The organism is Polaribacter sp. Z014, from assembly GCF_023555435.1.
Classification (GTDB): domain Bacteria; phylum Bacteroidota; class Bacteroidia; order Flavobacteriales; family Flavobacteriaceae; genus Polaribacter.
This window is the reverse complement of the sequence record NZ_JALCZP010000003.1, coordinates 324,039-349,569: the sequence shown is the minus strand read 5'-3', so window position 1 is coordinate 349,569 and position 25,531 is coordinate 324,039. Positions and strand designations below refer to the sequence as shown.

Annotated in this window: 20 protein-coding genes; 12 read left to right on the top strand and 8 right to left on the bottom strand. The window is 30.8% G+C overall.

The genetic code is table 11. From position 1 onward, the window contains the following. The first annotated feature begins 9 nt into the window (after window positions 1-9). The 5 genes from MPF19_RS06780 to MPF19_RS06760 all read left to right on the top strand — a co-directional run bounded on the left by MPF19_RS06780 (window position 10) and on the right by MPF19_RS06760 (window position 5,201). Complete coding sequence (locus tag MPF19_RS06780) at window positions 10-330, top strand: DNA-directed RNA polymerase subunit omega (protein WP_203393629.1); 321 nt, start codon at window positions 10-12, stop codon at window positions 328-330. Beyond that, entirely contained in the window at window positions 330-1,541 is a 1,212-nt protein-coding gene (coaBC, locus tag MPF19_RS06775; protein ID WP_249987373.1) for a bifunctional phosphopantothenoylcysteine decarboxylase/phosphopantothenate--cysteine ligase CoaBC, read from the top strand. The genes MPF19_RS06780 and coaBC overlap by 1 nt, the downstream gene beginning before the upstream one ends. 127 nt (window positions 1,542-1,668) lie before the next feature. Beyond that, window positions 1,669-2,559: a type IX secretion system protein PorD gene (porD, locus tag MPF19_RS06770; RefSeq protein ID WP_203393627.1), complete on the top strand. Its 891-nt coding sequence runs from the start codon at window positions 1,669-1,671 to the stop codon at window positions 2,557-2,559. 71 nt (window positions 2,560-2,630) lie between these two features. Next, window positions 2,631-4,283: a DNA repair protein RecN gene (recN, locus tag MPF19_RS06765; protein ID WP_249987372.1), complete on the top strand. Its 1,653-nt coding sequence runs from the start codon at window positions 2,631-2,633 to the stop codon at window positions 4,281-4,283. A gap of 111 nt (window positions 4,284-4,394) precedes the next feature. Further along, entirely contained in the window at window positions 4,395-5,201 is an 807-nt protein-coding gene (locus tag MPF19_RS06760; RefSeq protein ID WP_249987418.1) for an enoyl-ACP reductase FabI, read from the top strand. A 469-nt stretch (window positions 5,202-5,670) separates the two neighbouring features. Here the strand turns inward: MPF19_RS06760 and MPF19_RS06755 are convergent, their stop codons facing one another. The 3 genes from MPF19_RS06755 to MPF19_RS06745 all read right to left on the bottom strand — a co-directional run bounded on the left by MPF19_RS06755 (window position 5,671) and on the right by MPF19_RS06745 (window position 7,885). Next, window positions 5,671-6,639, bottom strand: coding sequence for a lipocalin family protein (locus MPF19_RS06755; RefSeq protein WP_249987370.1), 969 nt, complete (start codon window positions 6,637-6,639; stop codon window positions 5,671-5,673). A 519-nt stretch (window positions 6,640-7,158) separates the two neighbouring features. After that, window positions 7,159-7,653: a TlpA family protein disulfide reductase gene (locus MPF19_RS06750; protein ID WP_203393624.1), complete on the bottom strand. Its 495-nt coding sequence runs from the start codon at window positions 7,651-7,653 to the stop codon at window positions 7,159-7,161. Between the two features lie 7 nt (window positions 7,654-7,660). After that, complete coding sequence (locus tag MPF19_RS06745) at window positions 7,661-7,885, bottom strand: hypothetical protein (protein ID WP_203393623.1); 225 nt, start codon at window positions 7,883-7,885, stop codon at window positions 7,661-7,663. A gap of 308 nt (window positions 7,886-8,193) precedes the next feature. Between MPF19_RS06745 and MPF19_RS06740 the strand changes: the two genes are divergently transcribed. The 6 genes from MPF19_RS06740 (at window position 8,194) to leuB (ending at window position 15,082) form a co-directional block, all read left to right on the top strand. Beyond that, complete coding sequence (locus MPF19_RS06740) at window positions 8,194-9,114, top strand: 1-phosphofructokinase family hexose kinase (RefSeq protein WP_249987368.1); 921 nt, start codon at window positions 8,194-8,196, stop codon at window positions 9,112-9,114. A gap of 683 nt (window positions 9,115-9,797) precedes the next feature. Continuing rightward, the gene (gene leuC, locus MPF19_RS06735) at window positions 9,798-11,198 is read left to right on the top strand and encodes a 3-isopropylmalate dehydratase large subunit (protein ID WP_203393621.1); all 1,401 of its coding nucleotides are present in this window, start codon (window positions 9,798-9,800) and stop codon (window positions 11,196-11,198) included. Window positions 11,199-11,274: 76 nt separating this feature from the next. Then, window positions 11,275-11,625, top strand: coding sequence for a four helix bundle protein (locus MPF19_RS06730; RefSeq protein WP_203393620.1), 351 nt, complete (start codon window positions 11,275-11,277; stop codon window positions 11,623-11,625). Between the two features lie 148 nt (window positions 11,626-11,773). Continuing rightward, the gene (leuD, locus tag MPF19_RS06725; protein WP_203393619.1) at window positions 11,774-12,373 is read left to right on the top strand and encodes a 3-isopropylmalate dehydratase small subunit; all 600 of its coding nucleotides are present in this window, start codon (window positions 11,774-11,776) and stop codon (window positions 12,371-12,373) included. 20 nt (window positions 12,374-12,393) lie between these two features. Then, window positions 12,394-13,914, top strand: a complete 1,521-nt coding sequence (locus tag MPF19_RS06720) for a hydroxymethylglutaryl-CoA lyase-like TIM-barrel protein (RefSeq protein WP_203393618.1) — start codon at window positions 12,394-12,396, stop codon at window positions 13,912-13,914. Between the two features lie 112 nt (window positions 13,915-14,026). Then, complete coding sequence (leuB, locus tag MPF19_RS06715) at window positions 14,027-15,082, top strand: 3-isopropylmalate dehydrogenase (RefSeq protein WP_249987367.1); 1,056 nt, start codon at window positions 14,027-14,029, stop codon at window positions 15,080-15,082. Between the two features lie 57 nt (window positions 15,083-15,139). Here the strand turns inward: leuB and MPF19_RS06710 are convergent, their stop codons facing one another. The 3 genes from MPF19_RS06710 to MPF19_RS06700 all read right to left on the bottom strand — a co-directional run bounded on the left by MPF19_RS06710 (window position 15,140) and on the right by MPF19_RS06700 (window position 22,681). After that, window positions 15,140-16,678 carry a phospholipase D family protein gene (locus MPF19_RS06710; RefSeq protein ID WP_249987365.1) on the bottom strand — a complete coding sequence of 513 codons (1,539 nt, stop codon included), beginning with the start codon at window positions 16,676-16,678 and terminating at the stop codon, window positions 15,140-15,142. Between the two features lie 58 nt (window positions 16,679-16,736). Continuing rightward, window positions 16,737-18,944, bottom strand: coding sequence for an endonuclease MutS2 (locus tag MPF19_RS06705; protein ID WP_249987362.1), 2,208 nt, complete (start codon window positions 18,942-18,944; stop codon window positions 16,737-16,739). Between the two features lie 299 nt (window positions 18,945-19,243). Further along, entirely contained in the window at window positions 19,244-22,681 is a 3,438-nt protein-coding gene (locus MPF19_RS06700) for a DUF7619 domain-containing protein (protein ID WP_249987361.1), read from the bottom strand. A 194-nt stretch (window positions 22,682-22,875) separates the two neighbouring features. Here MPF19_RS06700 and MPF19_RS06695 point away from each other — a divergent pair, with 194 nt between their 5' ends. After that, window positions 22,876-23,538, top strand: coding sequence for a uracil-DNA glycosylase (locus MPF19_RS06695; protein ID WP_249987359.1), 663 nt, complete (start codon window positions 22,876-22,878; stop codon window positions 23,536-23,538). On the opposite strand, the gene MPF19_RS06690 is transcribed toward MPF19_RS06695, so the two are convergent. After that, on the bottom strand, window positions 23,522-24,535 hold the full coding sequence (locus MPF19_RS06690) for a glycosyltransferase family protein (protein WP_249987357.1): 1,014 nt from the start codon (window positions 24,533-24,535) through the stop codon (window positions 23,522-23,524). The two genes, MPF19_RS06695 and MPF19_RS06690, sit on opposite strands and share 17 nt — an antisense overlap. Window positions 24,536-24,541: 6 nt before the next feature. Then, entirely contained in the window at window positions 24,542-25,420 is an 879-nt protein-coding gene (locus MPF19_RS06685; RefSeq protein ID WP_203393611.1) for a UDP-2,3-diacylglucosamine diphosphatase, read from the bottom strand. Window positions 25,421-25,531: the final 111 nt, after the last annotated feature.

Sequence of the window (25,531 nt, the reverse complement as noted above, 5' to 3'; positions counted from 1 at the left end):
TAATTAATTATGGATTATAAAGACACAAAGGCACCTTTAAGTACTATTACTTATAATAAGAATGAAGTAGAAGCTGCTACAGGAAATATTTATGAAGCTATTTCTATTATTGCTAAAAGAGCAAACCAAATCAACGGAGATTTAAAGAAAGAATTGGTTGATAAGTTAGAAGAGTTTGCAACTTATAATGATAGTTTAGAGGAAGTTTTCGAAAATAAAGAACAAATAGAAGTTTCTAAGTTTTACGAAAGATTACCAAAGCCAACAGCTATGGCTATGGAAGAATGGCTAAATGGTAAAGTATATTTTAGAACTCCAGAAGCAGAATAATGTCTGTTTTAAGTGGTAAAAAAATTCTGTTAGGAATTACTGCTGGAATTGCTGCATACAAAACGGCTAGTTTAGTTCGTTTATTTATAAAATTAGGCGCAGAGGTCAAAGTTATTATGACTCCTGCGTCTAAAGATTTTATAACACCTCTTACACTTTCCACACTTTCTAAGAACCCTGTGCATTCTACTTTTTACAATAAAGAAGATGAGGAGAATGAAATGTGGAATAGTCATGTAGATTTAGGTCTTTGGGCAGATTATATGGTAGTTGCACCTGCAACAGCTAACACCATGTCTAAAATGGCGAATGGAACCTGCGATAATTTATTATTAGCAGTCTATTTGTCTGCAAAATGTCCTATATATTTTGCACCTGCAATGGATTTAGATATGTACATTCATGCATCTACAAAAGAAACGTTACAAAAATTACAAAATTTTGGTAATACCATTATCCCTGCTACTTCTGGTGAGTTGGCAAGCGGTTTGGTTGGTGAAGGAAGAATGGCAGAGCCGGAAGATATTGTGTCATTTATAGAAAGTGATATTCTATCAAAATTACCTTTAAAAGGAAAAAAGGTCTTATTAACTGCAGGTCCAACATACGAGGCTATAGATCCTGTGCGTTTTATAGGAAATCATTCTTCTGGTAAAATGGGATTTGCAATTGCTAAAGCAGCGGCTAATTTAGGTGCTGAGGTTTATTTAATTTCTGGCCCAAGTCATCAAAAAATACAACATTCTTTAGTTCATAGAGTAGATGTGGTTTCTGCAGATGAAATGTACAAAGCAGCTCATAAATACTTTAAAGAAGTAGATGTTGCTATACTTTCTGCTGCGGTTGCAGATTATAGACCGAAAAATGTAGCTACTCAGAAAATAAAAAAGACGGCTTCTACGTTAGAGATTGAGTTAGAATCAACAAAAGATATTTTAGCTTCTTTAGGTGAAATTAAGGAAAATCAATTTTTAGTTGGTTTTGCTTTAGAAACTAATAATGAGCTAGAAAATGCAAAAGGAAAACTAAAACGGAAGAATTTAGATGCTATTGTTTTAAATTCTTTACAAGATAAAGGAGCTGGTTTTGCTACAGACACAAATAAAATTACTATTATTGATAAAGATTTGAATGAGAAATCATTTGAATTAAAATCGAAAGAAGAAGTGGCTAAAGATATTTTGGATGAAATTGTAAAGAATATTTCTTAATACTTCTTCTCTCCTCGAGCATTACTTTAATCAAAATATTTTTTGATTGAATACATTGAACGCAGTTTTCGAGGGGTTTAAAGTTAGGTCTAGACTGCGCTCGACCAGACGTAAAAACTAAAAACAAATGCGTAAAGTTATATTCATTTTTCTGTTATTATTTTCTGTTTCAGTGCTAAAAGCGCAAGAATTGAATTGCTTGGTTACCATAAATTACAAACAAGTTGATGGTTCAAATACGCAGGTTTTTAAAACACTAGAAAAATCTTTATCCGAGTTTGTAAATCAAACAAAATGGACTAATAACAACGTTAAGCCAGAAGAAAGAATAGATTGTGCTTTTACTATTATAATAACTTCTAGAGATGCAAATAATTTTAAAGGAACGATACAAGTTCAATCTACAAGACCCGTTTTTGGTTCTAGCTATGCATCACCTGTTTTAAATTTAAAAGACAACGATTTCAATTTTAAATACAATGAATTCGATCCATTAATTTATAATAAGAATTCTTACGATAGTAATTTAATTTCTACCATTGTTTTCTATACAAATATAATTATAGGTGCAGATGCAGATACTTTTAAAAAGAATGGAGGAGAAGCTTCTTTTAAAGTAGCAGAGAATGTAATGTTACAAGCACAGCAAAGTGGCATCGCTTCTTGGCAAAATGTGGTAGGTAAACAAACTCGTTTTTTATTAATAGATAGTTTTTTATCACCAAAACTATCGGCTTATAGAACGGCTACTTATAATTATCATAGAAGAGGTTTAGACGAGTTTTCTATAAATAATGGTATTGCTAAACAAAATATGGAAGAGGCTGTAATCTCTTTAGAAAGTATTTATAATAAAACGGTGGGTAATTACTTGATCCGTGTGTTTTTTGATGCAAAAGCGGATGAAATTGTAAATATGTATACGGATGATGCTACTTCTAGAAATCAAAATAGATTAAAAGAGGTTGTTAAAAAAATATCTCCGAATAACAACTCTAAGTGGAAAAATATTAAGTAAAACATTCCTTATAATTATTGTTTATACTTGGTACAATTTTCCTTAATTTTAGCTTCTAAATTTCAGAAAATTTGTTAACACAACTTTCCATTAATAACTACGCATTAATCAATCAGTTATCTATTGATTTTTCTTCAGGTTTGTCTATAATTACGGGTGAAACAGGAGCAGGTAAATCCATACTTTTAGGTGCATTAGGATTGGTTTTAGGTAACCGCGCAGATTTATCTTCCTTAAAAGACACCAGCAATAAATGTGTGGTAGAAGCTAAAGTGGCTATTGCGAATTACAATTTAGAAGATTTTTTTAACGAAGTAGATTTAGATTACGAAGCCGAAACCATTATTAGAAGAGAGATTTTGCCATCTGGTAAATCGAGAGCTTTTGTAAATGATACGCCCGTAACGTTGTCTGTTTTAAATAAATTAAGATCCAAATTAATTGATGTGCATTCGCAACATCAAACCATAGAACTGTCAGACAATCTTTTTCAGTTTTCAATTTTAGATGCTTTAGCAAAAAACACAGCAAAAATAGCTTCTTATAAACGTGGTTTTTCTCAGTTAAGTAAATTAAAAAAAGAACTTAGCGTTTTAGAAGATCAACAAAAAGAAGCAAATAAACAATACGATTATAATTTGCATCTTTTTAAAGAATTAGAAGAAGCGAAGGTTAAAGTTGAAGAGCAAGAAGATTTAGAAGAAAAGTTAGAGAAATTAAACAATATAGAAGATATTAAAGATAATTTGTCTGAAGCTTTAGGAATTACGGTAAATGAAGAAATCGGAATTCAGAATTTACTAAATACTTTAGAAAATCGATTGTCTAAAATTGCTATATTTTCTAAAGAATATCAAGATTTATCAGAAAGAGTTACATCAGTAAAAATTGAAATTGATGACATTGTTTCTGAGTTAGAAGATGCAAATGAAAATGTAGATTTTAATCCGAATGAAGCAGAAGAGATCAACGATAGATTACAATTATTATATAATTTACAGAAGAAACATACGGTAAGTAATAATAAAGAATTAATTGCTGTTTTTGAAGAGCTTTCAGAAAAAGTAGCGCAAGTAGAATCTGCCGACGAAGTAATTAATGAGAAGCAAAAAGAAATAGATGATGTTTCTGTTAAACTAGATAAGGTTGCAGATTTAATTTCAAGTGCAAGAACAAAATCAATACCAAAGTTAAATAAAGAACTACAAGTTTTATTATCCGATTTAGGTATGGAAAACGCGCGTTTCTCAATTAAAATAAAGCCAACTAAAAACTATTTTATTAACGGAAAAGACGAATTAGAATTCCTTTTTTCAGCAAATAAAGGAGGTAGTTTTGGAGAATTAAAAAAAGTAGCTTCAGGTGGAGAATTGTCTAGGATAATGTTATCAGTAAAAACAATTTTATCAGAAAACACACAATTACCAACCATTATTTTTGATGAAATAGATACTGGAGTTTCCGGTGAAGTTTCTAATAAAATAGCTGCAATTATGCAAAAAATGAGTACTAATATGCAGGTAATTGCCATTACACATTTACCGCAGATTGCCGCAAAAGGAAGTAATCATTATAAAGTATATAAGCAGGAAGTGAAAGGAGTAACCACCACTAATTTAAAACTTTTATCTACAGATGAAAGAATTAAAGAAATTGCAGAAATGCTAAGCGGAAAAGATATTACGGACTCTGCACTTACTCACGCAAAAGAATTATTAAATTAGTTTATTTAAAATTTAAAAAGTTAGAATGTCATTTCGAAATGAGCTTTTTAGCCTTTCAACTTCGCTCAATATAAACTAATGAGAAATCTCATAAAACAAATATTTAATAGCATGTACAACTTATTAAAAGGCAAAAAAGGAATTATTTTTGGTGCTTTAAACGAAAATTCAATCGCTTGGAAAACGGCACAAAGAGCGCATGAAGAAGGAGCAGAGTTTGTGTTAACCAATGCACCGGCTTCTATAAGAATGGGTGAATTAGATGTTTTGGCAAAGAAAACTAATTCTCAAATTATTCCTGCGGATGCAACTTCAATCGAAGATTTAGAAAATTTAGTAGAAAAATCTATGGAGATTCTAGGTGGTAAAATCGATTTTGTTTTGCATTCCATTGGTATGTCTGTAAATGTTAGAAAAAAGAAAGCCTACACAGACCCAAATTACGATTTCACTCAAAAAGGGTGGGATGTTTCTGCGGTTTCTTTTCATAAAGTAATGAATGTTTTATATCATAAAAAAGCCATGAATGAATGGGGCTCAATCGTTGCGTTAACCTATATGGCGGCGCAAAGAGTGTTTCCAGATTACAATGATATGGCAGACAATAAAGCCTATTTAGAATCTATAGCACGTAGTTTTGGTTATTATTTTGGTAGAGATTTTAAAGTGAGAGTCAACACCATTTCTCAATCACCAACACCAACAACTGCTGGAAATGGCGTAAAAGGTTTCGATGGATTTATCAATTTTTCAGAAAAAATGAGTCCGTTAGGTAATGCTTCTGCCGCAGATTGTGCAGATTATACCATTTCGCTATTTTCTGATTTAACCAAAAAAGTGACTTTGCAAAACCTATTCCACGATGGCGGATTCTCTAATATGGGAATTAGTAATGCTGTTATGGACAAGTTTGAGTAAAAAGATCTTCAATCTAAGTTTTAAAAAATAGCTTCATGTAAATATTTTTAGTTGAAGCTAGACCCTACTAGGAGTTTATCTCGACGTAGTCGAAAGACACTTGCTTTTTTTATTCAGAAACAGCATAAAAAAGTGCTCAAACAATAGCTTTAATGAGGGCTAAGTTATTTTGTTGGTGCGTAGATAACTAGATTTTTTTTATATTTTCAACTCCATCACCTATTTTTTGCCACATTAACCCAGTAGCATTGTCTGTTCTAGTTTTGTAATAATTATTTCATTAGAAATTCTAATGCTAACAGGCGTTTTTCTAAAATAGAAACCATTCTTCAATGTTATTTTTGATGCACTTATAAAGAGAATAACCCTATTAAACTTGTAAGAAGTTTAATAGGGTTATAAATAGGTGTGCTATATATTTTATTAGTAGTACTTATAAAATGTTGCGTAATTCTTGTTAATAATCTAGTTACATTTTCTTATAATCGAATTCTATTACCTGTTCATTCGAGTCACTATCCTTGTAAGTATAAATGAGGTTAATGGTAGTGTCATTTAGCAACTTAATAATTAAAGTAGAGGTTTCATTTATAGCTATCGTTTGCGCGTCTAAAACATTGTAATGTAGCTTACTTACTTTAATAAACTGACAATCCGCCTGGGTATTAAAAGTTACCGTGCTAACTCCTTTTGTTACACTTGCCGAAAATATTGCAGGCATTGGGTAGCTTACATTAATGTTATTACGTGTTAAATCACTTCTATTAAAAGTCTTTTTATGTTGAGAAAACACCAGTAAATCATCTGATTCAAAATTTAACGTATTTTTTTTCAAACAATCATCATCAACACCACTAATTGTCCAAACTCCCTTCAATTTTGCTATAACATCAGTGCCATCGTAACTATTGTTCGTATCAGTAGAGTCTTCCTCCTTATCAACTACATCTGTTTCATCAGCATCTTCTTCTTCAAATTCATCATTATCACTTCTAATAAATAGATCTACCTGCGTTTTATTAGCCGCATTTTTCGATGTTATTTGTAAAGTATTATCAACCAACGCTATTTCTGAATCTGAACCATAAAAAGTAACACTATTTAATTGGTTTACAACATAAGTACCAGAATAAGTAGATGTTGAAGTAGAAGCACCAGAACTTTTCTTATAAAAAACTTTGTAGGTATTATCTTCATTAAAGTTGGCATATGATTCTTTTAAGGTAGCAAAATCACTTTCAGCTATTAATTCCCCATCAACCTTACTGATAATAAGTCTCCATTCTCCAACAAGTTTTGCTTTAGTAGCATTCTCTACAGGTGTTTCTTTACTTTCTTCTGAGTTTGCATCATCATTAGATTCACAAGAAATAAGCCCAAATAGCACTAAACTAATTGTTAAGACTATTAAACTACTTTTTTTTAACAAATATTTCATTTTTATATATTTTATGTTATTGTCGCTTACATAAGCATGCAATTTACTTTTATTATTGCGAATAGTTTTAAGTTAACGCATCCTAAATTTCTTTATTGCGTATATATTTTTAATGTTTCACCATTTTTATAAATAACTAGAAGAAAAGAAGGTGTAGAAAGTTTATCTAAGTTAGTTTTTTAAAGTAAATATGCTATTATATACAATCTATTGGTTGGTTTTGTTATTGTATTTCATCAAAAGAAATAATATGCTATAATTACTTTTTTTTGAAGCTGTTTCCTGCTTTCCGCACTCGCTTTTTTTATTCAAAAAGATCATAAAAAAGAGCTCAAACAATTGCTTCAATCAGGGCTAGACTAGTTTGCTTATTTTAGTAAAGCTAAAAACTTTTAGGTTTCTTAAATTTAGGAGTGAGTCAAAAAAAAATAATCGAAAACGATGACGTAAATTTTGTATTTCTAATAATTTAATTATTGAAATATAAGTACTTACAAAACCCTTTAATACGCTGCTTATTTAAGATTTATAAGCATCAATAAGCCCTTGTATAACTTCTGAAGTCAACTCAAAACCTTTTAGTTGAGGCCAGCCTTCCCAAACAACAATCCCATCAGGATTAATAAGTATACAATGTGGAATTCCTTTTATTTCTAACGTTCTATTAAGTCTAGCTTTTCTATCAATAGCGCTATAATATTCAATTTTAGCCTTCTTAAAACCTTTAATTTTAGCCTTAGATTCGTTACTGATACCAATAACCACTAGATCTTTGGCAAACTCTTTATAAAAAGCATTCATTTCTGGAATCCCTCTAACACAAGGTCCGCACCAAGTAGCCCAAAAATCGATTAAAACAAATTTACCATCCGTTTCAGGTTTATCCGTTAACCATGTGCTAACCACTAATTCTGGTGCTTTTTTATTTAAAAACGACTTTGCCCACATCTTTTTTTGTTGCCCATAAGAAGTCATAAAAAAGAAGAAAATAGATAATAAAGTAAATTTTTTCATGTGTTTTTTATGCTATAATTTCGTAATCGATACTTAATTTTCTTAGAGCTCTTAAAGCAGATCCCGCATTTTTATCTTCCATTTCAATATCTACAACGTCACCTTCTAAAAGGATTTCTGTAAGTTCATTAGATAAAGACTCAGAAATGCTTACAGAAATTTCTGCAATACATCTAGCAATCGCTCTTTTATCTGGTCTTTGGGCATCACAAGACAATAAGTTTAATTTCATAATATTTATTTGTGAATGCAATATACAAGAATTGAAATAAGTTTTTCTAAATTAAAGACTATAGTGTGTACGTCCATTCTTAAATGAGCTTTTTTTAACGATTGAAGAATCTTATATCTGTGTAATTAAAAGATTTCTCCTTCTTTGTCATGTAAAATAACAAAGGCTAGATTAACTTTTATTAGGAATGTTAATTTATTTTTTGAATTATTTTATTTTAATCACATATAATAAGTTTCGATTTTTTGTTTCTTTTTCATCCATAGAAAAAAGAAAAGAATACTATCTTTACTATAAAATAAAGAATAATGAAAGTTGTAACCCTTACTATAAACCCTGCTTTAGACAAAAGTGCTAAAGTGGTAGAAATGACACCTTTTGATAAACTAGAATGTTCAGATATTACCTATCATCCAGGAGGAGGCGGAATCAATATTTCTAGAGTATTACACAGACTGTCTATAGAAAGTCATTGTGTATTTCCTTACGGTGGTAAAACGGGCGAGCACTTAAAAGACTTATTAGTAGATCAACAGGTTAACGTTTTTGCAACACCAATCTCTATTTGGACAAGAGAAAATTTTGCTGTTTTTGAAGTAAAAACAGGCTTACAATATAGATTCGGAATGCCTACGGCTTCTTTTTCAGAAGCTGAAATGGAAAATGTAGAAAAATTAATAAATGAGCAAGTAGCTACCAACGATATTTTTGTAATTAGTGGAAGTTTACCAAAAGGATTGCCCACAGATTATTATTCCAAAATTATTAAAAGTTTAAAAGCAAAAGACGTTAAAGTAATTGTAGATACTTCTGGACCTGTTTTTAACGAAGTTTTAAAAAACGAGTTGTTTTTAATTAAACCCAACCAAAAAGAATTGGCAAGGTTAGCAGGTAAAGACTCTTTAAATAAAGAAGAACAAGAAGCTTTTGCAATGCAACTTGTTACAAATAAAACAGCACAATATGTAGTGGTTTCTTTAGGGAAAGACGGTGCGTTTATGGCACATAAAAACGGTGTAGAATACGTTACGGCACCCGTAATTTCTGTAAAAAGTACCATTGGTGCAGGAGACAGTATGGTTGCAGGGTTAATTTATGCCATTACCCAAAACGAATCACCAAAAAACATTTTACGTTGGGGCGTTGCCTGTGGCGTATCTGCAACTCTAAGTGAAGGATCAGATTTGGCACACAAAGAAAATATAGAGAAAGTTTTAAAATTACTATAATATTTATTTGAAGCTATTTCCTGCTTTCCACACTCGCTTTTTTTATCCTAAAAAGGCTAAAAAAGAGCTCAAACAATTGTTTCAATCAGGGCTAAACTAGTTTGTTAACGATATAGAAAATTAGGATTTTACTTGTGTTGTTTTTAAAAACGGTGTAGGTCTGATTTTATCGACATGAAAAGACTTATAATTTTTTTAAATAATACAGTTGGATTTTTAATGTATTTAAGACGAAATAAAATCTCAAAGTAGAGATTTTGTAGAAGCCGCAATTTTATGTTTATGGTTTAATTTATCATAAAAATAACCTTCAATTTTAGAAGTTGTGTCATTCCGAAATGAGCTTTTTTAAGCGATTGAGGAATCTCACTTTATGATGATTATAAGATTTCTCATTACTTCAGTGTTTTTTATCAAAATAAAATTATAATTGAATAGAGTTCTGTATTAACTATTTTACAACTCATTTCAAAAGAAAAAAAGGAAAGAACTCAACTAAATCAGAACCCTATAAAATAAATAGACATCGTATTTTTTAATAATGTAATTAATTGTTATAGAGTGTTTTATTAGAATGATTAACAGTTGGGTATAATATGTCTAAACATTATAAGCCTTAAAAATCTCAACAAATTCTTATTTTTGGTAGCTGATTATCATTTAAATAATTAAAGAACAAACAAATGGCAAATACATTATTTGACAAAGTATGGGATTCACACGTTGTTCGTCAAGTTAAAGACGGACCAGATGTGTTTTTTATAGATCGTCATTTTATCCACGAAGTTACAAGTCCCGTAGCTTTCTTAGGTTTAGAAAGTAGAGGAAACAGTGTTGTATATCCTGCGCGAACATTCGCAACAGCAGATCACAACACACCAACCATAAACCAACATTTACCTGTTGCAGATCCTTTATCTGCAAATCAGTTAGATGCTTTAGAAAACAATGCAAAAAAGCATGGTATTTCTCACTGGGGTTTAGGAGATATTAATAACGGAATTGTACACGTTGTAGGTCCAGAAAACGGAATAACGTTACCTGGAGCGACAATTGTTTGTGGAGATTCTCATACATCTACGCATGGTGCTTTTGGAGCTATTGCCTTTGGTATTGGAACTTCGGAAGTAGAAATGGTGTTGTCTACGCAATGTATTATGCAACCAAAACCTAAATCCATGCGTATTAACGTAAACGGTAAATTAGGTTTAGGTGTAACGCCTAAAGATGTTGCTTTATATATTATTGCAAAACAAACTACTTCTGGAGCAACAGGTTATTTTGTTGAATATGCAGGAGATGTTTTTGAAGACATGTCTATGGAAGGTCGTATGACTGTGTGTAACTTATCTATAGAGATGGGAGCACGTGGAGGTATGATTGCACCAGATACTAAAACATATGAATATTTAAAAGGTCGTGCTCAAACTCCTAAGGGAGCAGATTGGGACAAAGCCATGAAATATTGGGAAACTTTATATACAGAAAAAGGCGCAGAATTTGATGTTGAATTTAATTATGATGCAGCAGATATTGAACCAATGATTACTTACGGAACAAACCCAGGAATGGGAATGGGGGTAACTAAATCAATTCCTTTAGCAGAAAGTGTAGAAGGTGGAGTAGATACTTACAGAAAATCATTAGGATATATGTCTTTTAACGAAGGTGATTCTATGATTGGTAAAGAAATTGACTTTGTATTCTTAGGTTCTTGTACAAATGGACGTATAGAAGACTTTAGAGGTTTTTGTTCTATTGTAAAAGGAAGACAAAAAGCACCTAATGTTACGGCTTGGTTAGTACCAGGATCACATAAAGTAGTAGATCAAATAAAAGCAGAAGGTTTAGATAAGATTATTACAGACGCAGGTTTTGTTTTAAGAGAACCAGGTTGTTCGGCTTGTTTGGCAATGAATGATGATAAAATTCCTTCAGGAAAATTATCAGTTTCAACATCAAACAGAAACTTCGAAGGAAGACAAGGACCAGGGTCTAGAACATTACTAGCTTCACCTTTAGTGGCTGCAGCATCTGCAGTTAGCGGAGTAGTAACGGATCCTAGAACATTGCTAGTAGGCTAGCAACGTTCGCTATTGGCAATTGGCGATTTGGCTTTTAGCTAATTGCGAAATGCTAACAAGCGAAAGGCTTAGAAAAATGAGAAACTTTAGAAAATATCAAGTTTGGGAATTAGGACACGAGATTACATTAGAGGTCTATAAGCTTTCAAAACAATTTCCTAAAGAAGAATTATTTGGAATAACGAGTCAAATGAGAAGATGTTCTTCTTCCGTACCTGCAAATATTGCAGAAGGATGCGGAAGAGAAACAGAAAAAGAGTTTAAACGCTTTTTAGTAATAGCTAATGGATCGGCAACAGAATTAGAATATTTTTTAATTTTGATAAAAGATTTAAAATTAGCAGAAATTGAATCAATAGAAAAGTTAATTGAAAAAGTAGATCAATTAAAAAGAAGTTTAAACAGATTAATAAGTAAATTGGGTTAAGGGCACTTTGCCTTTCGCTATTTGCAATTGGCGAAAAGTGAACAGCGAAAAGCCAATAACAAAAAAAATAAATTAAAATAATTGCTTCAGCAATTCGACAACCGTGAGAAGCGAAAGGCGAAAAGCTAAAAAGCTAAAAGCATAAAAGATGGCTTACGATAAATTTGACGTACTAACAAGTACAGCATATCCTTTACCTACAGAGAATGTAGATACAGATCAAATAATTCCTGCTCGTTTCTTAAAAGCAACTGAGCGTAAAGATTTTGATATCAATTTTTTCCGTGATTGGAGATTTGAACAAGACGGAACACCAAAAGCAGATTTTCCTTTAAACAAAGAAATTTATGCAGGTTCTAAAATATTAGTTGGAGGTAGAAACTTTGGTTCTGGTTCTTCTAGAGAACATGCAGCTTGGTCTGTGTACGATTTTGGTTTACGTTGTGTAATTTCATCTGCCTTTGCAGATATCTTTAAAAACAACTGTTTAAATGTAGGGGTTTTACCTGTACAAGTTTCTCCAAAATTTGCAGATACATTATTTGCAGCAATTATGGCAGATCCTAAAACAGAAATTAAAGTAGATTTACCTAACCAAACAGTAACTTTAGTTGCTACTGGAGAGTCTGAATCTTTTGTAATTAATACTTACAAAAAAGACAATATGTTAAACGGTTTTGATGATATTGATTACTTAAAAAACATCGAAAACGAAATTTCTGCATTTGCTGAAACAAGACCATTTTAAGAATACTTTTTAGGTTGAATATGGCTAGTAGAAAGATTGAAATAATGGATACGACACTGCGTGATGGAGAACAAACATCAGGAGTGTCGTTTTCAGTTTCCGAAAAATTAACAATCGCTAAATTACTTTTAGAAGAATTAAAAGTAGATCGTTTAGAAATAGCGTCTGCAAGAGTTTCTGAAGGTGAGCTAGAAGCTGTTAAAAAAATAACTTCTTGGGCTACTGAAAATAATTTTTTAGACAAAATAGAAGTATTAACTTTTGTTGATGGAGGGAAATCTATTGATTGGATGCTAGATGCTGGGGCGAAAGTTCAGAATTTATTAACCAAAGGATCTTTAAATCACTTAACACATCAACTTAAAAAAACACCAGCACAACATTTTGCCGATATTAAAGCAAATATTGAGTCTGCTGCTACGCATGATATAAAAACCAATGTCTATTTAGAAGATTGGTCTAACGGAATGCGTAATTCTAAAGAATATGTTTTTGAATATTTAGATTTCTTAACGGCTCAAAAAGTAGAACGTGTTTTATTGCCAGATACTTTAGGTATTCTAACACACGATGAAACTTTTAAATTTATTGCTGAAGTTCGTGAAAAATACCCAACAACGCATTTCGATTTTCATGGTCATAATGATTATGATTTAGGAGTTGCCAATGTTATGGAAGCTATAAAAGCGGGTGCAAACGGTTTGCATTTAACCATAAATGGGATGGGAGAGCGTGCAGGAAATGCACCGATGGCAAGTGTTATAGCTGTGATTAATGATTTTTTAAAGGATGTAACGATCGCTGTAAATGAAAAAGCATTAAATAAAGTTAGTAAGCTTGTAGAAACTTTTTCTGGTTTTCGTATTCCTGTAAACAAACCCGTTGTTGGTGCAAATGTTTTTACACAAACTGCCGGAATTCATGCAGATGGTGACAATAAAAACAACTTGTATTTTAATGATTTAATGCCAGAGCGTTTTGGTAGAAAACGGAAGTATGCATTAGGTAAAACATCTGGAAAAGCAAATATTCAGAAAAACTTACAAGATTTAGGTCTGAGTTTAAATGATGAAGAGCTTAAAAAAGTTACCCAAAGAATTATTGAATTAGGAGATAAAAAGGAAGTGGTTTCTCAAGAAGACTTGCCTTATATTATTTCTGACGTTTTAGATAGTAATGCTATTGAAAAACGTGTTGTTGTAGAAAATTATGTCTTAGGACATGCTAAGGGAATGAAACCATCTACTACTTTACAATTAAGAGTAGAAGGTGTACAATATGAAGCACATGCGCAAGGAGATGGGCAGTTTGATGCCTTTATGAATGCATTGCGTAAATTGTATAAAAGACATAGCAAAAAAGATTTACCAGCTTTAATTGATTATGCAGTAAGAATTCCTCCTGGGAGTAATTCTGATGCTTTGTGTGAAACGATTATTACTTGGAAATTAGAAGAAAAAGAGTTTATTACGCGTGGGTTAGATTCAGATCAAACAGTATCTGCAATTAAATCTACCGAGAAAATGTTGAATATTATTTAAAAAATGCCATTTGCTCTTAGCAGTTTGCTATTAGCTAAAAAAATAAATTAATTAAATTATCTGCTGTTTATTGAGCCAATGGCCAATAGCTAACAGCTAAAAGCTTAAACACATGAAATTAAATATCGCATTATTAGCAGGAGACGGAATAGGACCTGAAGTAATTGATCAAGCAGTAAAAGTATCTGATGCAATTGCTCAAAAATTTAACCACGAAATTACTTGGAAACCAGCTTTAACAGGTGCTGCTGCCATTGATGCAGTGGGTGAACCTTATCCAGATGCAACACATGATATTTGTGTAGCTTCAGATGCTGTTTTATTTGGTGCAATTGGACATCCAAAATATGATAATGATCCTTCTGCAACGGTTCGTCCAGAGCAAGGTTTATTAAAAATGCGTAAAAAATTAGGCTTATTTGCAAATGTAAGACCAACATTTACGTTTCCATCTTTATTAGATAAATCTCCTTTAAAAAGAGAAAGAATAGAAGGAACTGATTTGGTTTTTTTACGCGAATTAACTGGAGGTATTTACTTTGGTGAAAAAGGTAGAAGAGATGGTGGAGAAACTGCTTTCGATAATTGTGTATATACAAGAGCTGAGGTTCAAAGATTAGCTGTAAAAGGTTTTGAATTGGCAATGACTCGTGGTAAGAAATTATGTTGTGTAGATAAAGCAAACGTTTTAGAAACATCTCGTTTATGGAGAGAAACTGTACAAGCTATGGAAAAAGATTATCCAGAAGTTGAAGTTTCTTATGAATTTGTAGATGCAGTTGCAATGCGTTTAGTTCAATGGCCAAATAGTTATGACGTATTAATTACTGAAAACTTATTCGGAGATATTTTAACAGATGAAGCTTCTGTAATTTCTGGTTCTATGGGATTAATGCCATCTGCATCTGTAGGAACTGAGAATGCTTTGTTTGAGCCAATACACGGTTCTTACCCACAAGCAACAGGATTAAATATTGCAAACCCAATGGCTACTGTTTTATCTGCAGCAATGATGTTTGAAAACTTTGGTTTACAAGAAGAAGGAAAAGCAATTAGAGCAGCAGTAAATAAAGCTTTAGATGCAGGTTTTGTAACTGAAGACTTAGCAGACGGAGGAAAAGCTTACGGAACAAAAGAAGTAGGAGACTGGTTAGCTAAAAATATCTAGTAATTACTAGTTTAGATATATTAAAAAAGGTTCGCAATTTGCGAACCTTTTTTAGTTTTATAATATTTCCTTAGGAAGAATTTTACGTGTCCAAGTGTTTAAACGCTTGTATTTACTCACTTCAGAATCTGGATTAAAATCGAATGTAGTCTCCCAAGAATTTTCTGGGCGAAATTCTATTTCCATACCTTTTAGAACACCTTTAGATATTTTATCAGAATTTACAATTACAATACATTCTGTGTTTAAATTGGCGCTTCTAGGATCTAAATTAAAAGTACCAATTACAGTTGTTTTTTGATCAATAACCATCGATTTTGCATGTAGACCAAAAATAGGTTTGTGATCTAGTTTTTCTTGCAATTCTCCAGTCATTATTTTTGTACGTTCTGCGGCATCAGGTTTAAACTCAAAGATTCTAATTCCTGTTTCTAATAATTTTTTTCGATCTGTTTGATAACTGCTAAAAGCTTCTACATTATCTGTAGATGACAAACTGTTGGTTAATATTCTAATTTTTACACCACGTTGAACAGCTTCTTTAAATAAATTTTGAGCAAGCGCAGTTGTAATCAAATAAGGTGTTTGTATCTCTATAGATGATTTGGCGTTTTTAATTAAATCAATTAACGCACTTGTAGCAATACCACCACCTCCTAAACCATTCGCTCCGTCATTTTTACCAGGAGCATCAGAAATAAAAGAAACATCGTCTAACCAAACTAAATTTCCAGATGCTTCAATGGCATGAAAAGTTGTGGGCAAAGCGGCTATTCTTTGTCTAATTTGTGGCCAAAAATTAGCAGGATTACAGGCGTAGTTGTGTAAGTTATCAAACTTGTTTGTAGTGTAAATGTTTTTAGGACTTTCTTTTATTATACTCGTAACATTTTCACTTAAAGCACTATTCCAAAATTGATTGAATGAAGTGTTTACCTTTTTAGAGGCTTTACCTAAGAGCAAAATATCTCTGTCTCTAAAATTGTATTCGTGGTCGTAATCAAAATATTCATCGGCAATATTTCGTCCTCCAGTAATTACCACTTTGCCGTCTACAATAAATGTTTTATTGTGCATACGTTGATTTGCAGACCTAAAATCAGTTGTAAATTTCTTAATTTTATGAAAGATGTTCTTTCCTAAATTTACTCCGGGATTATAAATTTTAACAGAAATATTCTCATGAGAAGCAAAGGTTAGAATGTCTTCAATATCAGAATCAACCATAATATCGTCTACCAGAATTCTAATTTTAACTCCACGATCTGCTGCTCTTACCAAATAATCGCAAGCAATTAATCCTACGTTGTCTGTAGAGAAAATAAAATACTGAATATCAATTGTTTTTTCGGCATATTCTGTTAACCATGCTCTGGCAACCATAGAACCACTTCCGTCTTCTAAAACATACACACCTGTTTTAGTTTCCATCAATTCAGTAACATTTTCTAATTCTTTAGAAAGTGTTGTGTTGTCGTTTCTATGAATAGTAGCACAAAAGTCCTTTTCTGAACTTTGTTTTTGAGTTTTACTACAAGAAGCGATAATTATGAAGACAACTATTAAACTATACCTGAATTTTAAAATGAAGTTCATTTGTTTATTACTTTTTGGGATTCAAATAAGGTTTAAAGATAAATAAAAAAGGAAGGAATTATTTTTTCGCTCTTTTTACTAATTCTAGTTTATCTGTAGTTGTTTTTGTGGTAAAGAAACCATAATTAATAGTTACTTTTTTCTTATCAATTCTATCGATGGTTCCTACCGAATTTGAGCCAATCACTTTTACGCTGTCATCAATTTGATAGATGTATTCAGATTTTTCTTTGGCTATTTTAGCAGCTTCAATCTTCTTTTCTTTTCTAACTTCTACAACCTTTTGTAAAACTTCTTTTTCTACTTTCTTAATAATTTCTTGCTGTTGTTTTTCGGCTACTTTGGCTTTTTGTTTTTGTGCTTTGGTTTTTGGAGCTAAAGGTTTTTTCATTACTTGTTTTACCTTTAAGTCTGCAACCCATTTATTAAAATTAGTGTTTAATTCCTTTTTGTTATTGGTTTGAAAGTATTTATTAAGCAGTTCATTTGTTTTTCTTCCTAAAGAAAGCATTTTTTGGTTTTGGTCATATAGTTCTTGAAAACCAGATAATTTATCTTGAACACGTTGCTCTTTTTCTTGTAAATTATCTAAATGTTCTTGTCCTTTAGAATGTTGGTTTTCTAAATTATCAGAATGCTTTTGTAATCTATTACGTTCTTTTTGAAGTTTAGAAATCGTCTTATCTAAACGAACTTTTTCTGTCTCGACACGTTTTTTTGCTTTGTTGATAATACTAAACGGAATTCCGTTTTTCTGAGCAACTTCAAACGTAAAAGAACTTCCTGCTTGCCCTATAAACAAGCGATATAGCGGTTCTAAAGTACGTTCGTCAAATTGCATATTTGCATTGGTAACATTCTCTAATTCGTTGGCTAATACCTTTAAGTTGGAGTAGTGTGTCGTTATAATTCCGAATGCTTTTTTATAATAAAATTCTTCTAAGAAAATTTCTGCCAAAGCTCCACCTAATTCGGGGTCGGATCCTGTACCAAATTCATCAATTAAAAACAACGTATTTTCTCCACATTTACGTAAAAAATTACGCATGTTTTTTAAACGATAACTATACGTACTTAGTTGGTTCTCTATAGATTGATTATCTCCAATATCTGTTAAAACGGTATCAAAAATGTACGTCTGACTGCGTTCATCAACAGGGATTAAAATTCCACTTTGCAACATTACTTGTAATAAACCAATGGTTTTTAAAGTGATACTTTTTCCACCAGCATTGGGACCCGAAATAACAATAATTTGTTGTTTTTCGTTCAGTTCTATACTTTGCGAAACGGTAGGTAATTCTTGCTTTTTATTCTTTCTCCATAAAATAGGATGATATGCATCCTTAAAAAGTATCTTTTTCTCTCTTGATATTTTAGGTAAAACGGCATTCATTTCTACCGCATATTTTGCTTTTGCACCAACCACATCAATATGAATTAAAAAAGAAAGATATTCTTCTAATAAATAAACATGCGGACGAATAGTAGCGGATAATGCTCGTAAAATTTTTACAATTTCTTGCTTTTCATCATAAATTAAATTTTGATATTCTCTAGAATAAGCAAGTGTTGCTTGCGGTGCAATATAAACGATGTTACCAGATTTTGAGGAACCTAATAAGCTACCAGCAACCTTTTTTCTATGCATTGCAGAAACGGCCAAAACACGCTGATTGTCTACAACAGTTTCTTTAATGTCATCTAAATGACCGGCAGAAATTGCTCTAGATAAAGCACTAGAAAAACTGGCCCCGATTTTACCACGAACATTATTAATGTCTTTTCTTATTTGTCTTAAAGAATCTGATGCGTTGTTTTTTACTTCACCAGAAATATCAATGATCTTTTTGATTTCATCATCTATAAAAGTGGTGAATTCAATTTCTTGTGAAAGCTCGAAAAAAGTAGGGAATTGAACCTTAAATTTCTTAAAAAACTTAATCAATTCGTTTACAGTAAGAGATGTCGTAGCTATTTTTAAAAAAGCATCTGTTTCTACAAAACTATTTTCTATAGCCAAACGTTTTACGTTTTCTGTAATATTATCGAAGCTATGATTAGGAATTCTGTTTTCACTTTGAAAAGAAGAAACGTATTCGTTAACCAAATATAATTCTTTAAAAAGTGCTTTTTTATTAATGATGGGTTCAATTTCAGTAACTTGTTCTTTACCCAAACTAGAAATACAATGTTCTGCAACATGTTGTAAAACTGTTGAAAATTCTAAATCTTGTAATGTCTTGGATGATATGTTTTTATTCAAAATACGCTCTTTGATATCTTAGAAGACTTTTTATGATTTTTATAACCGGTGAAGTCTAAGTTTAGCGACAAAAATAACAAAGAATCTATGTAAAAGTAGCTGATAATTAAAAAAATATTTTGAATCTAATATCTGATTAATTTTATGATTATAGTATTTCTAGAATTATAAAATAAACTTTTTTTAGAATAAAATTTTTAAAGGTGTTTGCAGTGTATTAAGAATAATATTTTTTTAATAAAAACTCCATATCATATATAATAATATGGAGTTTTAATATTTTATTTTTTGGTAACGTATTAATTTACAATCACTTTTTTAGTAGCTGATTTTTCTTTAGTAACAAGCTTAAAAAGATAAATTCCTTTTGATAAATTTAAATCAGTAATTTCATTTTTGCCACTATTTAAAACTCTTTTTTTAATTTCATTACCTAAAAGTGAATAAATAAGTAAATCTGCTTTTTCTAAAGCTGTAATAGTAATTTTTCCGTTAGTTGGGTTTGGAAATAAAGAAAACGCTAGTGTATTATAAGTATCAGTACTTAATGCAGTACATTCAGCTTGATTATTCACAAAGTTTGATGTTGTATCAATATTTGTCCAATTGTCTGCACTCCAAGTAGCATTATCAACTTCAATACAAGTTAAATTTGGATTGTTAATGGCATTAAATAGTGTGAAAACGGTATTGTTTCCATTTTTCACATTTAAAGAGGTGAGTGCATTAGATTGTATGTTTAAAGAAGTTAATAAAGTATGTGCACTTACATCTAAATCTGTAAGTTGATTATCGCTAACATTTAAAGTAGTTAAGGATGTAAAATCTTCTATACCCGTTAAGTCTGAAATATTTTTATTAGAAACATCTAAATTAGATATCATATTTACATTGTCTGTAAACACTTTGCTGTCCGGAATTCCTTTATCTAAACCGGCATTTATTAAGGCCATTTCAAAATTGTTATCAGGTATTGTTGTTTCTATAGCAACAGCAGTGTTGTAAGTATTTGTAATTACAGGTGCATTATAATCGAAATAAATATTTGCAGTAGTATCAAAATCATCACCAATTACTGTGTTACTTTTAGGTTTTATTTTATAAAATAACCAACCGTGACTAGCTGGTTCGTTAGAAGTGCTATCTGCTAAATGTATGTTTTCGAAAATAAATTCTACTTTATTAGTATTGCTAATAGCGGTTCTATATGAATGACTTGCTGCTACGGGCTGAAAAGTAGTCATGTCTAAATCAGCATCAATAATGTCTTTTACTACAATATTTATTGCTGATGCAGTACCCGTATTTTGAAAACGAACTCTATACGTTAAATCATTTGGTACTTGTGTGGTACTAATTTTATCACCTTCAAAACAAACCACGTCATTGGGGTCGTAAGCGTTTACAATAATATCAGAAAAAATATGGGTGTTATCTGCAGGTGTTGCATCACCTGTTAAAGGTGTAATAGAAGTGGTGTAGGTAATTGTATCACCTCCATTTACTGGGTTTGTGGAGTTTGTAGGTGTATTTATGGTAAATTGAACATCAATATAACTTTCTTGAAAAGGCATTAAATTGGTGTAATTCCATGTTAAAGAATTACTTGTTTGAGCATCAGGACTTGTACTTGCATTATTAAAAATTTCTTGGTTTTCATTAAAGTTTAAAGTTATCGTTCCGGATGGAATAATTGTAGATCCATTATTTTTGTAGAACACTCTTAACTGTGTATCAAAACCTGGTCTAGATTCAGATGTAGTAAAAGCATATACTTCTACATCATTTACTTGTGAGTTTGCAGTTATGCAAAAATCGATAGTTTCTGTATTTCCAGAACCCGTAAAATTAGTGGTTTGTGTAGTTGGGGTTGCTGTAAAAAATGATGGAAAGTTTGGTATTAATTCGGTATTTACATTTGTGTCATTTATATAAATTGTATACGTACCATCTGTAGCGCTAAACGCAGAAGCACTAACATTGGCACTTGTACTGTTAATTCTTGTATTTACAGATTTTGTATCTGCAGCATCGCAACCATCATTATTAAAATCAAAAGAAACAGTACCCGTTATTGTATTAGAATTTACGGGTACAAAAGAACAATATTCTGTAAAGTTCATGTGAGGGTCTATACCATTACCTAAATTGCCTGCAGCAACCAAAGCATCGTCTATACAAATAGCATTTAAATTTGTATTATTTTTTGCAGTAAAAGTGTTGTAAGCAAGTGTATTAGAATTTCCGTTTTTAAGGTTTAAAGACGTTAATAAATTATTATTACAGTAAAGTTTACTTAAATTAGAAAAACTAGACAAGTCTAATTCTGTAAGTAAATTTCCAGAACAAGATAAACTAGCTAAAGTATTAATAGTTGTAGTATCTAAACTTGTTATTAAATTATTAGAGCATTCTAAATAATTTAAAGAAGTATTCGATAAAGTATTTAAAACAGCTAACTGATTATTAGAACTACGTAGTGTTTGCAAATTTAAATTTCCAGAAACATCTAATAAAGGTAAACTGTTATTACTAATATTTAGATTGGTTAGTCCAGCTTGAGGTAATAAATTAATAGTAGCTAATTGATTATTATAAACTTCTAGAGTTTGTAATGAAGTAGAATTTGGTAAAGTTAAATTTGTTAAAAGGTTGTTGTGTGCTTTTAAAGTTATTAAACCTGTAACGTCTGTTGTGTTTAGTGTTGTAAGTTTATTGGATGTCGTTTCAATAGTTGATAATGTACTTGTAGTTGGTAATAATAGATTGGTTAATAAATTTGAATTACATTTAAGTGTAATAAGACTAGTTGCCATTGTTGTATCTAAACCAGGTAGTTTATTTGTGTTACACAAGAGAGATGTTAAAGTATTGGTGGTTGGTAACTGTAAATTAGTTAATAAATTATTAGATGTTGAAACAGTAATTAAGTTTGTATTGTTTGTTAAGTCTAATGATACAATTCGATTTTGATAACATTCTAAAGTTTTAAGAGCAGCACTGCTTGATGCATTTAATACGCTTAATTGATTTTGTTTACATTTAAGTGTCTCTAATTGTGGGGTGTTATTTATATTTAAATTATTTAGCGTGCAATTTTCTGCATTTAATGAAGTAAGATTAGCGTGATTTGATAAATCTAACGAAGTTAGACTGTAATTATAACTGGCATTTAAATTTTCTAAAGCGGGTGTATTTGTTATATTTAGACTTGCTAAATAATTACTTGAAGCATCTAAATGAGTTAATGCCGTTTTATTAGAAAGGTCTAATGAAGTAATATAATTTTCTTTACAAATTAAGGTTTCTAAAATGTTATTATTAGGAAGTATTAGCGTACTAATACCACTATTCGTAGCCATTCCTGTTGGATTAATATTGCTTGAGCAATCTAAATAAGTTAGCTGCGTAAGTGCAGAGACGTCCAAGCTAGACAGATCGTTTTGAGAACAAGTTAAAGAAGTTAAATTTATAAAAGCTTCAATACCTGTAAAATCTGAAATACCTGGAGAACCTATCTCACCCATTTCGCCTCCAATAAATTCTTGATAACCAGATATATTTAATATGGTTACAGCTTCAGCTTCGGTAACAGATATTTCGTAGTTTCCATCGGTGTTTATTGAGGAGTTGTTCAGTAAAACTTCTTTAAAATTATAATCAGGAATAGTAATATTTTGTGACAATATTATATTAGTAAAAAAAAGTAATACAATAGAAAGTAGTTTTAGTTTCATAATTTTAGTTTTTAGTTATTCAAAGTTAACTGTACTTTTTAAAAGAGAGTAAGGGGAAATCACCCATTTTTAAAAAGAAATTTATATATTTAAAATGAGTGATGTTTAACGTTAAAGTAAATACTCCTTTCATTAAAGGAATGGTACTTTTGATAAAAGGAATATCTTTGAAGAAATATTAAAAGCAACTAGCAATGCAAAGAAATTTATCCGAATCTTGGTCTACTATTTTACAATTAGAATTTGATAAACCTTATTTTAAGGATTTATCTAGTTTTGTAACATCAGAATATAAAAATCACCAATGCTTTCCTAAAGAAGAAGATATTTTTGCTGCATTTAATTTTTGCTCTTTTAATGATTTAAAAGTGGTTATTATTGGCCAAGACCCTTATCATGACGAAGGGCAAGCAAATGGTTTGTGTTTTTCTGTAAAAGATGATATAAAGCATCCTCCTTCTCTAAAAAATATTTTTAAGGAAATTGGAGCAGATTTAGATCAAGAAATTCCACAAAGTGGGAATTTAGAAAAGTGGGCAAAGCAAGGAGTTTTATTATTAAATGCCACTTTAACGGTAAGAGCTCATGAAGCAGGAAGTCATCAGAAAAAAGGGTGGGAAGAATTTACAGACGCCGTTATTGAGCAAATATCTAATGAAAAAGAAAATGTGGTTTTTTTACTTTGGGGAAAATTCGCAGAAAGTAAAACGAAGCTAATAAATACAAATAAGCATACCGTTTTTACAGCTCCTCATCCATCTCCCTTAGGTGCTTGGAGAGGTTGGTTTGGAAGTAAACATTTTTCTAAAACCAATGAGGTTTTGAGGAACTTAGATAAACCTACAATAAAATGGTAGGCATAATTGTTTGGTTTTCATGTGGTAATAAAATGGCGTCCAGAATATCTTCTGTTGTGTCTGGGTAATTTACAGGAATTATAGTATCGCTCTCAATCCATTTTGCAATTTTAATTAATTGTTTTCTATTTAATTTTTTTAAAACAGAAACTCCCATTTGTTTTAGAGCTAAAGCATTGCATTGTTGTTCATATTGATTTTTCATGGGGATTACCATTAATTTTTTCTTTAAAAACAATGCTTCGGAAGGAGTTTCAAATCCAGCTCCACAAAGAACACCATTAGAAGAAGCCATGCTTTTTATAAAATCAAATTCGCTAATTGGGTAAATAGTAATGTTCTTTTTAAAGATTAAACGTTTGTGTTCTTTAGAAAAAATATGCCATTTTACAAGAGGTATTTTAGATAATATATCTACAATTTTAGTTACATTATAAGAGGGTAAATAGACGGTAATATGCCCTTTATTGCTATTTTTTTTAGACCGAATGCTTTTTCTTATGATTGGTGTAAAAGTAGCAGAACTATAAGGTTTAAAATGAAATCCAAATCTATAATTTGATGGTGCATAGTGCTTTAAAATTAATTTTTCAATTTTGTGTTTGCCATATTTTGGTGAAGCTACATCTAGCACTGCATTTTGATGGCTTAAAGAAACAATATTTACATTATTTAATTTTGCAGCCCAAGCAGTAACGGGTTCAAAATCGTTTATAATTAAATCATAGTCCTTTATAGGGAAAGTTTTTATTTCTTTGTAGAAACGAGCTAGTTTCATTTTTTTGAAACTTGCCAAAAAATCAATACCACCTTTTTTTCCGAAGGTAAAATTTAAGCCAGAAAGTTTATATTTTATATAGAAACCGATGTCTAAATTATTTTCATTTCCACTAATTAAAATATCTAGTTCACCTTTTTGTTGCAGGATAGGTATAATTTCTTTAGCTCTTGTTAAATGACCATTTCCTGTTCCTTGAATAGCATATAATATTCGCATAAATATTTATTTTAGTGGTTTTTCAATATCAAATTCTTTTAACAATTCTTCAAAAAGAAAATTATTTTGATCTTCCTTGTTTAAGTTCTTTAACTCTTTTTTGCTGAGTTTTTTTGTAGGTTTTTTAGCTATTTCATCCTTGGCATATTCATATAAATTCCATTGTTGGTTATGGTATTCTAAAGCGGTTAAGTTTTCTATCCAATCTCCAGAATTTAAATAAGTAGTTTTTCCTTTTTCATTTTCTATTTCTCTAATTTCTGGTTGATGTATATGTCCGCAAATTACGTAATCATACTTGTTTTCAATAGCAATGTCTGAAGCCGTTTTTTCAAAATTATTAATAAACTTAACGGCACTTTTTACACTGTTTTTTATCTTTTTAGAAAGTGATAATTTTCCGTAACCAAAGAGTTTACTAATCCAATTTATAAAGGTGTTTATTAGAATTAAAAAATCGTATCCTTTTCCTCCTAATTTAGCTAACCACTTAGAATTTTTCATGGTAATATCAAAAACATCTCCATGAAAAATCCATGCTTTTTTATCATCAATGTTTAAAACGAGTTTGTTTAAAATTTTAAAATTTCCTAATTGAAAACCTTTAAATTTTCGAAGCATTTCATCATGGTTTCCGGTAATGTAATAAATGGTGGTTCCTTTAGAAAGGAGAGAAGTAATGTGTTTAATTACATTCATGTGAGACTTAGGAAAGTAACGTTTGTTAAATTGCCAAATGTCTATAATGTCGCCATTAAGTATTAATACTTTTGGCTGAATTGTTTTTAAATAATTTAATAATTCTTTAGCTCTACAACCATAAGTACCTAAATGTACGTCTGAAATTACAACATAATCTAATTTTCGTTTTTTTTGTTTTTTCATTTTGTATCATAAAAAGAAAAAGAATTGTTTCTTGTGTAAACAAGTTTATGAAGAAAACGATTTTCTAAATATATGTAAACAATTATCTTATTTCTAAGTTCTATCAAACAT

Excerpts from the sequence above, each read along its gene's own strand:
- MPF19_RS06745 (WP_203393623.1), bottom strand. The coding sequence starts at position 7,885 with ATGAAATTAAACTTATTGTCTTGTGATGCCCAAAGACCAGATAAAAGA.
- MPF19_RS06750 (WP_203393624.1), bottom strand. The coding sequence starts at position 7,653 with ATGAAAAAATTTACTTTATTATCTATTTTCTTCTTTTTTATGACTTCT.
- MPF19_RS06700 (WP_249987361.1), bottom strand. The coding sequence starts at position 22,681 with ATGAAACTAAAACTACTTTCTATTGTATTACTTTTTTTTACTAATATA.
- MPF19_RS06755 (WP_249987370.1), bottom strand. The coding sequence starts at position 6,639 with ATGAAATATTTGTTAAAAAAAAGTAGTTTAATAGTCTTAACAATTAGT.
- MPF19_RS06730 (WP_203393620.1), top strand. The coding sequence starts at position 11,275 with ATGAGAAACTTTAGAAAATATCAAGTTTGGGAATTAGGACACGAGATT.
- MPF19_RS06760 (WP_249987418.1), top strand. The coding sequence starts at position 4,395 with ATGTACAACTTATTAAAAGGCAAAAAAGGAATTATTTTTGGTGCTTTA.
- MPF19_RS06690 (WP_249987357.1), bottom strand. The coding sequence starts at position 24,535 with ATGCGAATATTATATGCTATTCAAGGAACAGGAAATGGTCATTTAACA.
- leuB (WP_249987367.1), top strand. The coding sequence starts at position 14,027 with ATGAAATTAAATATCGCATTATTAGCAGGAGACGGAATAGGACCTGAA.
- porD (WP_203393627.1), top strand. The coding sequence starts at position 1,669 with ATGCGTAAAGTTATATTCATTTTTCTGTTATTATTTTCTGTTTCAGTG.
- MPF19_RS06740 (WP_249987368.1), top strand. The coding sequence starts at position 8,194 with ATGAAAGTTGTAACCCTTACTATAAACCCTGCTTTAGACAAAAGTGCT.
- MPF19_RS06710 (WP_249987365.1), bottom strand. The coding sequence starts at position 16,678 with ATGAACTTCATTTTAAAATTCAGGTATAGTTTAATAGTTGTCTTCATA.
- MPF19_RS06695 (WP_249987359.1), top strand. The coding sequence starts at position 22,876 with ATGCAAAGAAATTTATCCGAATCTTGGTCTACTATTTTACAATTAGAA.
- leuC (WP_203393621.1), top strand. The coding sequence starts at position 9,798 with ATGGCAAATACATTATTTGACAAAGTATGGGATTCACACGTTGTTCGT.
- MPF19_RS06720 (WP_203393618.1), top strand. The coding sequence starts at position 12,394 with ATGGCTAGTAGAAAGATTGAAATAATGGATACGACACTGCGTGATGGA.
- coaBC (WP_249987373.1), top strand. The coding sequence starts at position 330 with ATGTCTGTTTTAAGTGGTAAAAAAATTCTGTTAGGAATTACTGCTGGA.
- MPF19_RS06780 (WP_203393629.1), top strand. The coding sequence starts at position 10 with ATGGATTATAAAGACACAAAGGCACCTTTAAGTACTATTACTTATAAT.
- MPF19_RS06685 (WP_203393611.1), bottom strand. The coding sequence starts at position 25,420 with ATGAAAAAACAAAAAAAACGAAAATTAGATTATGTTGTAATTTCAGAC.
- leuD (WP_203393619.1), top strand. The coding sequence starts at position 11,774 with ATGGCTTACGATAAATTTGACGTACTAACAAGTACAGCATATCCTTTA.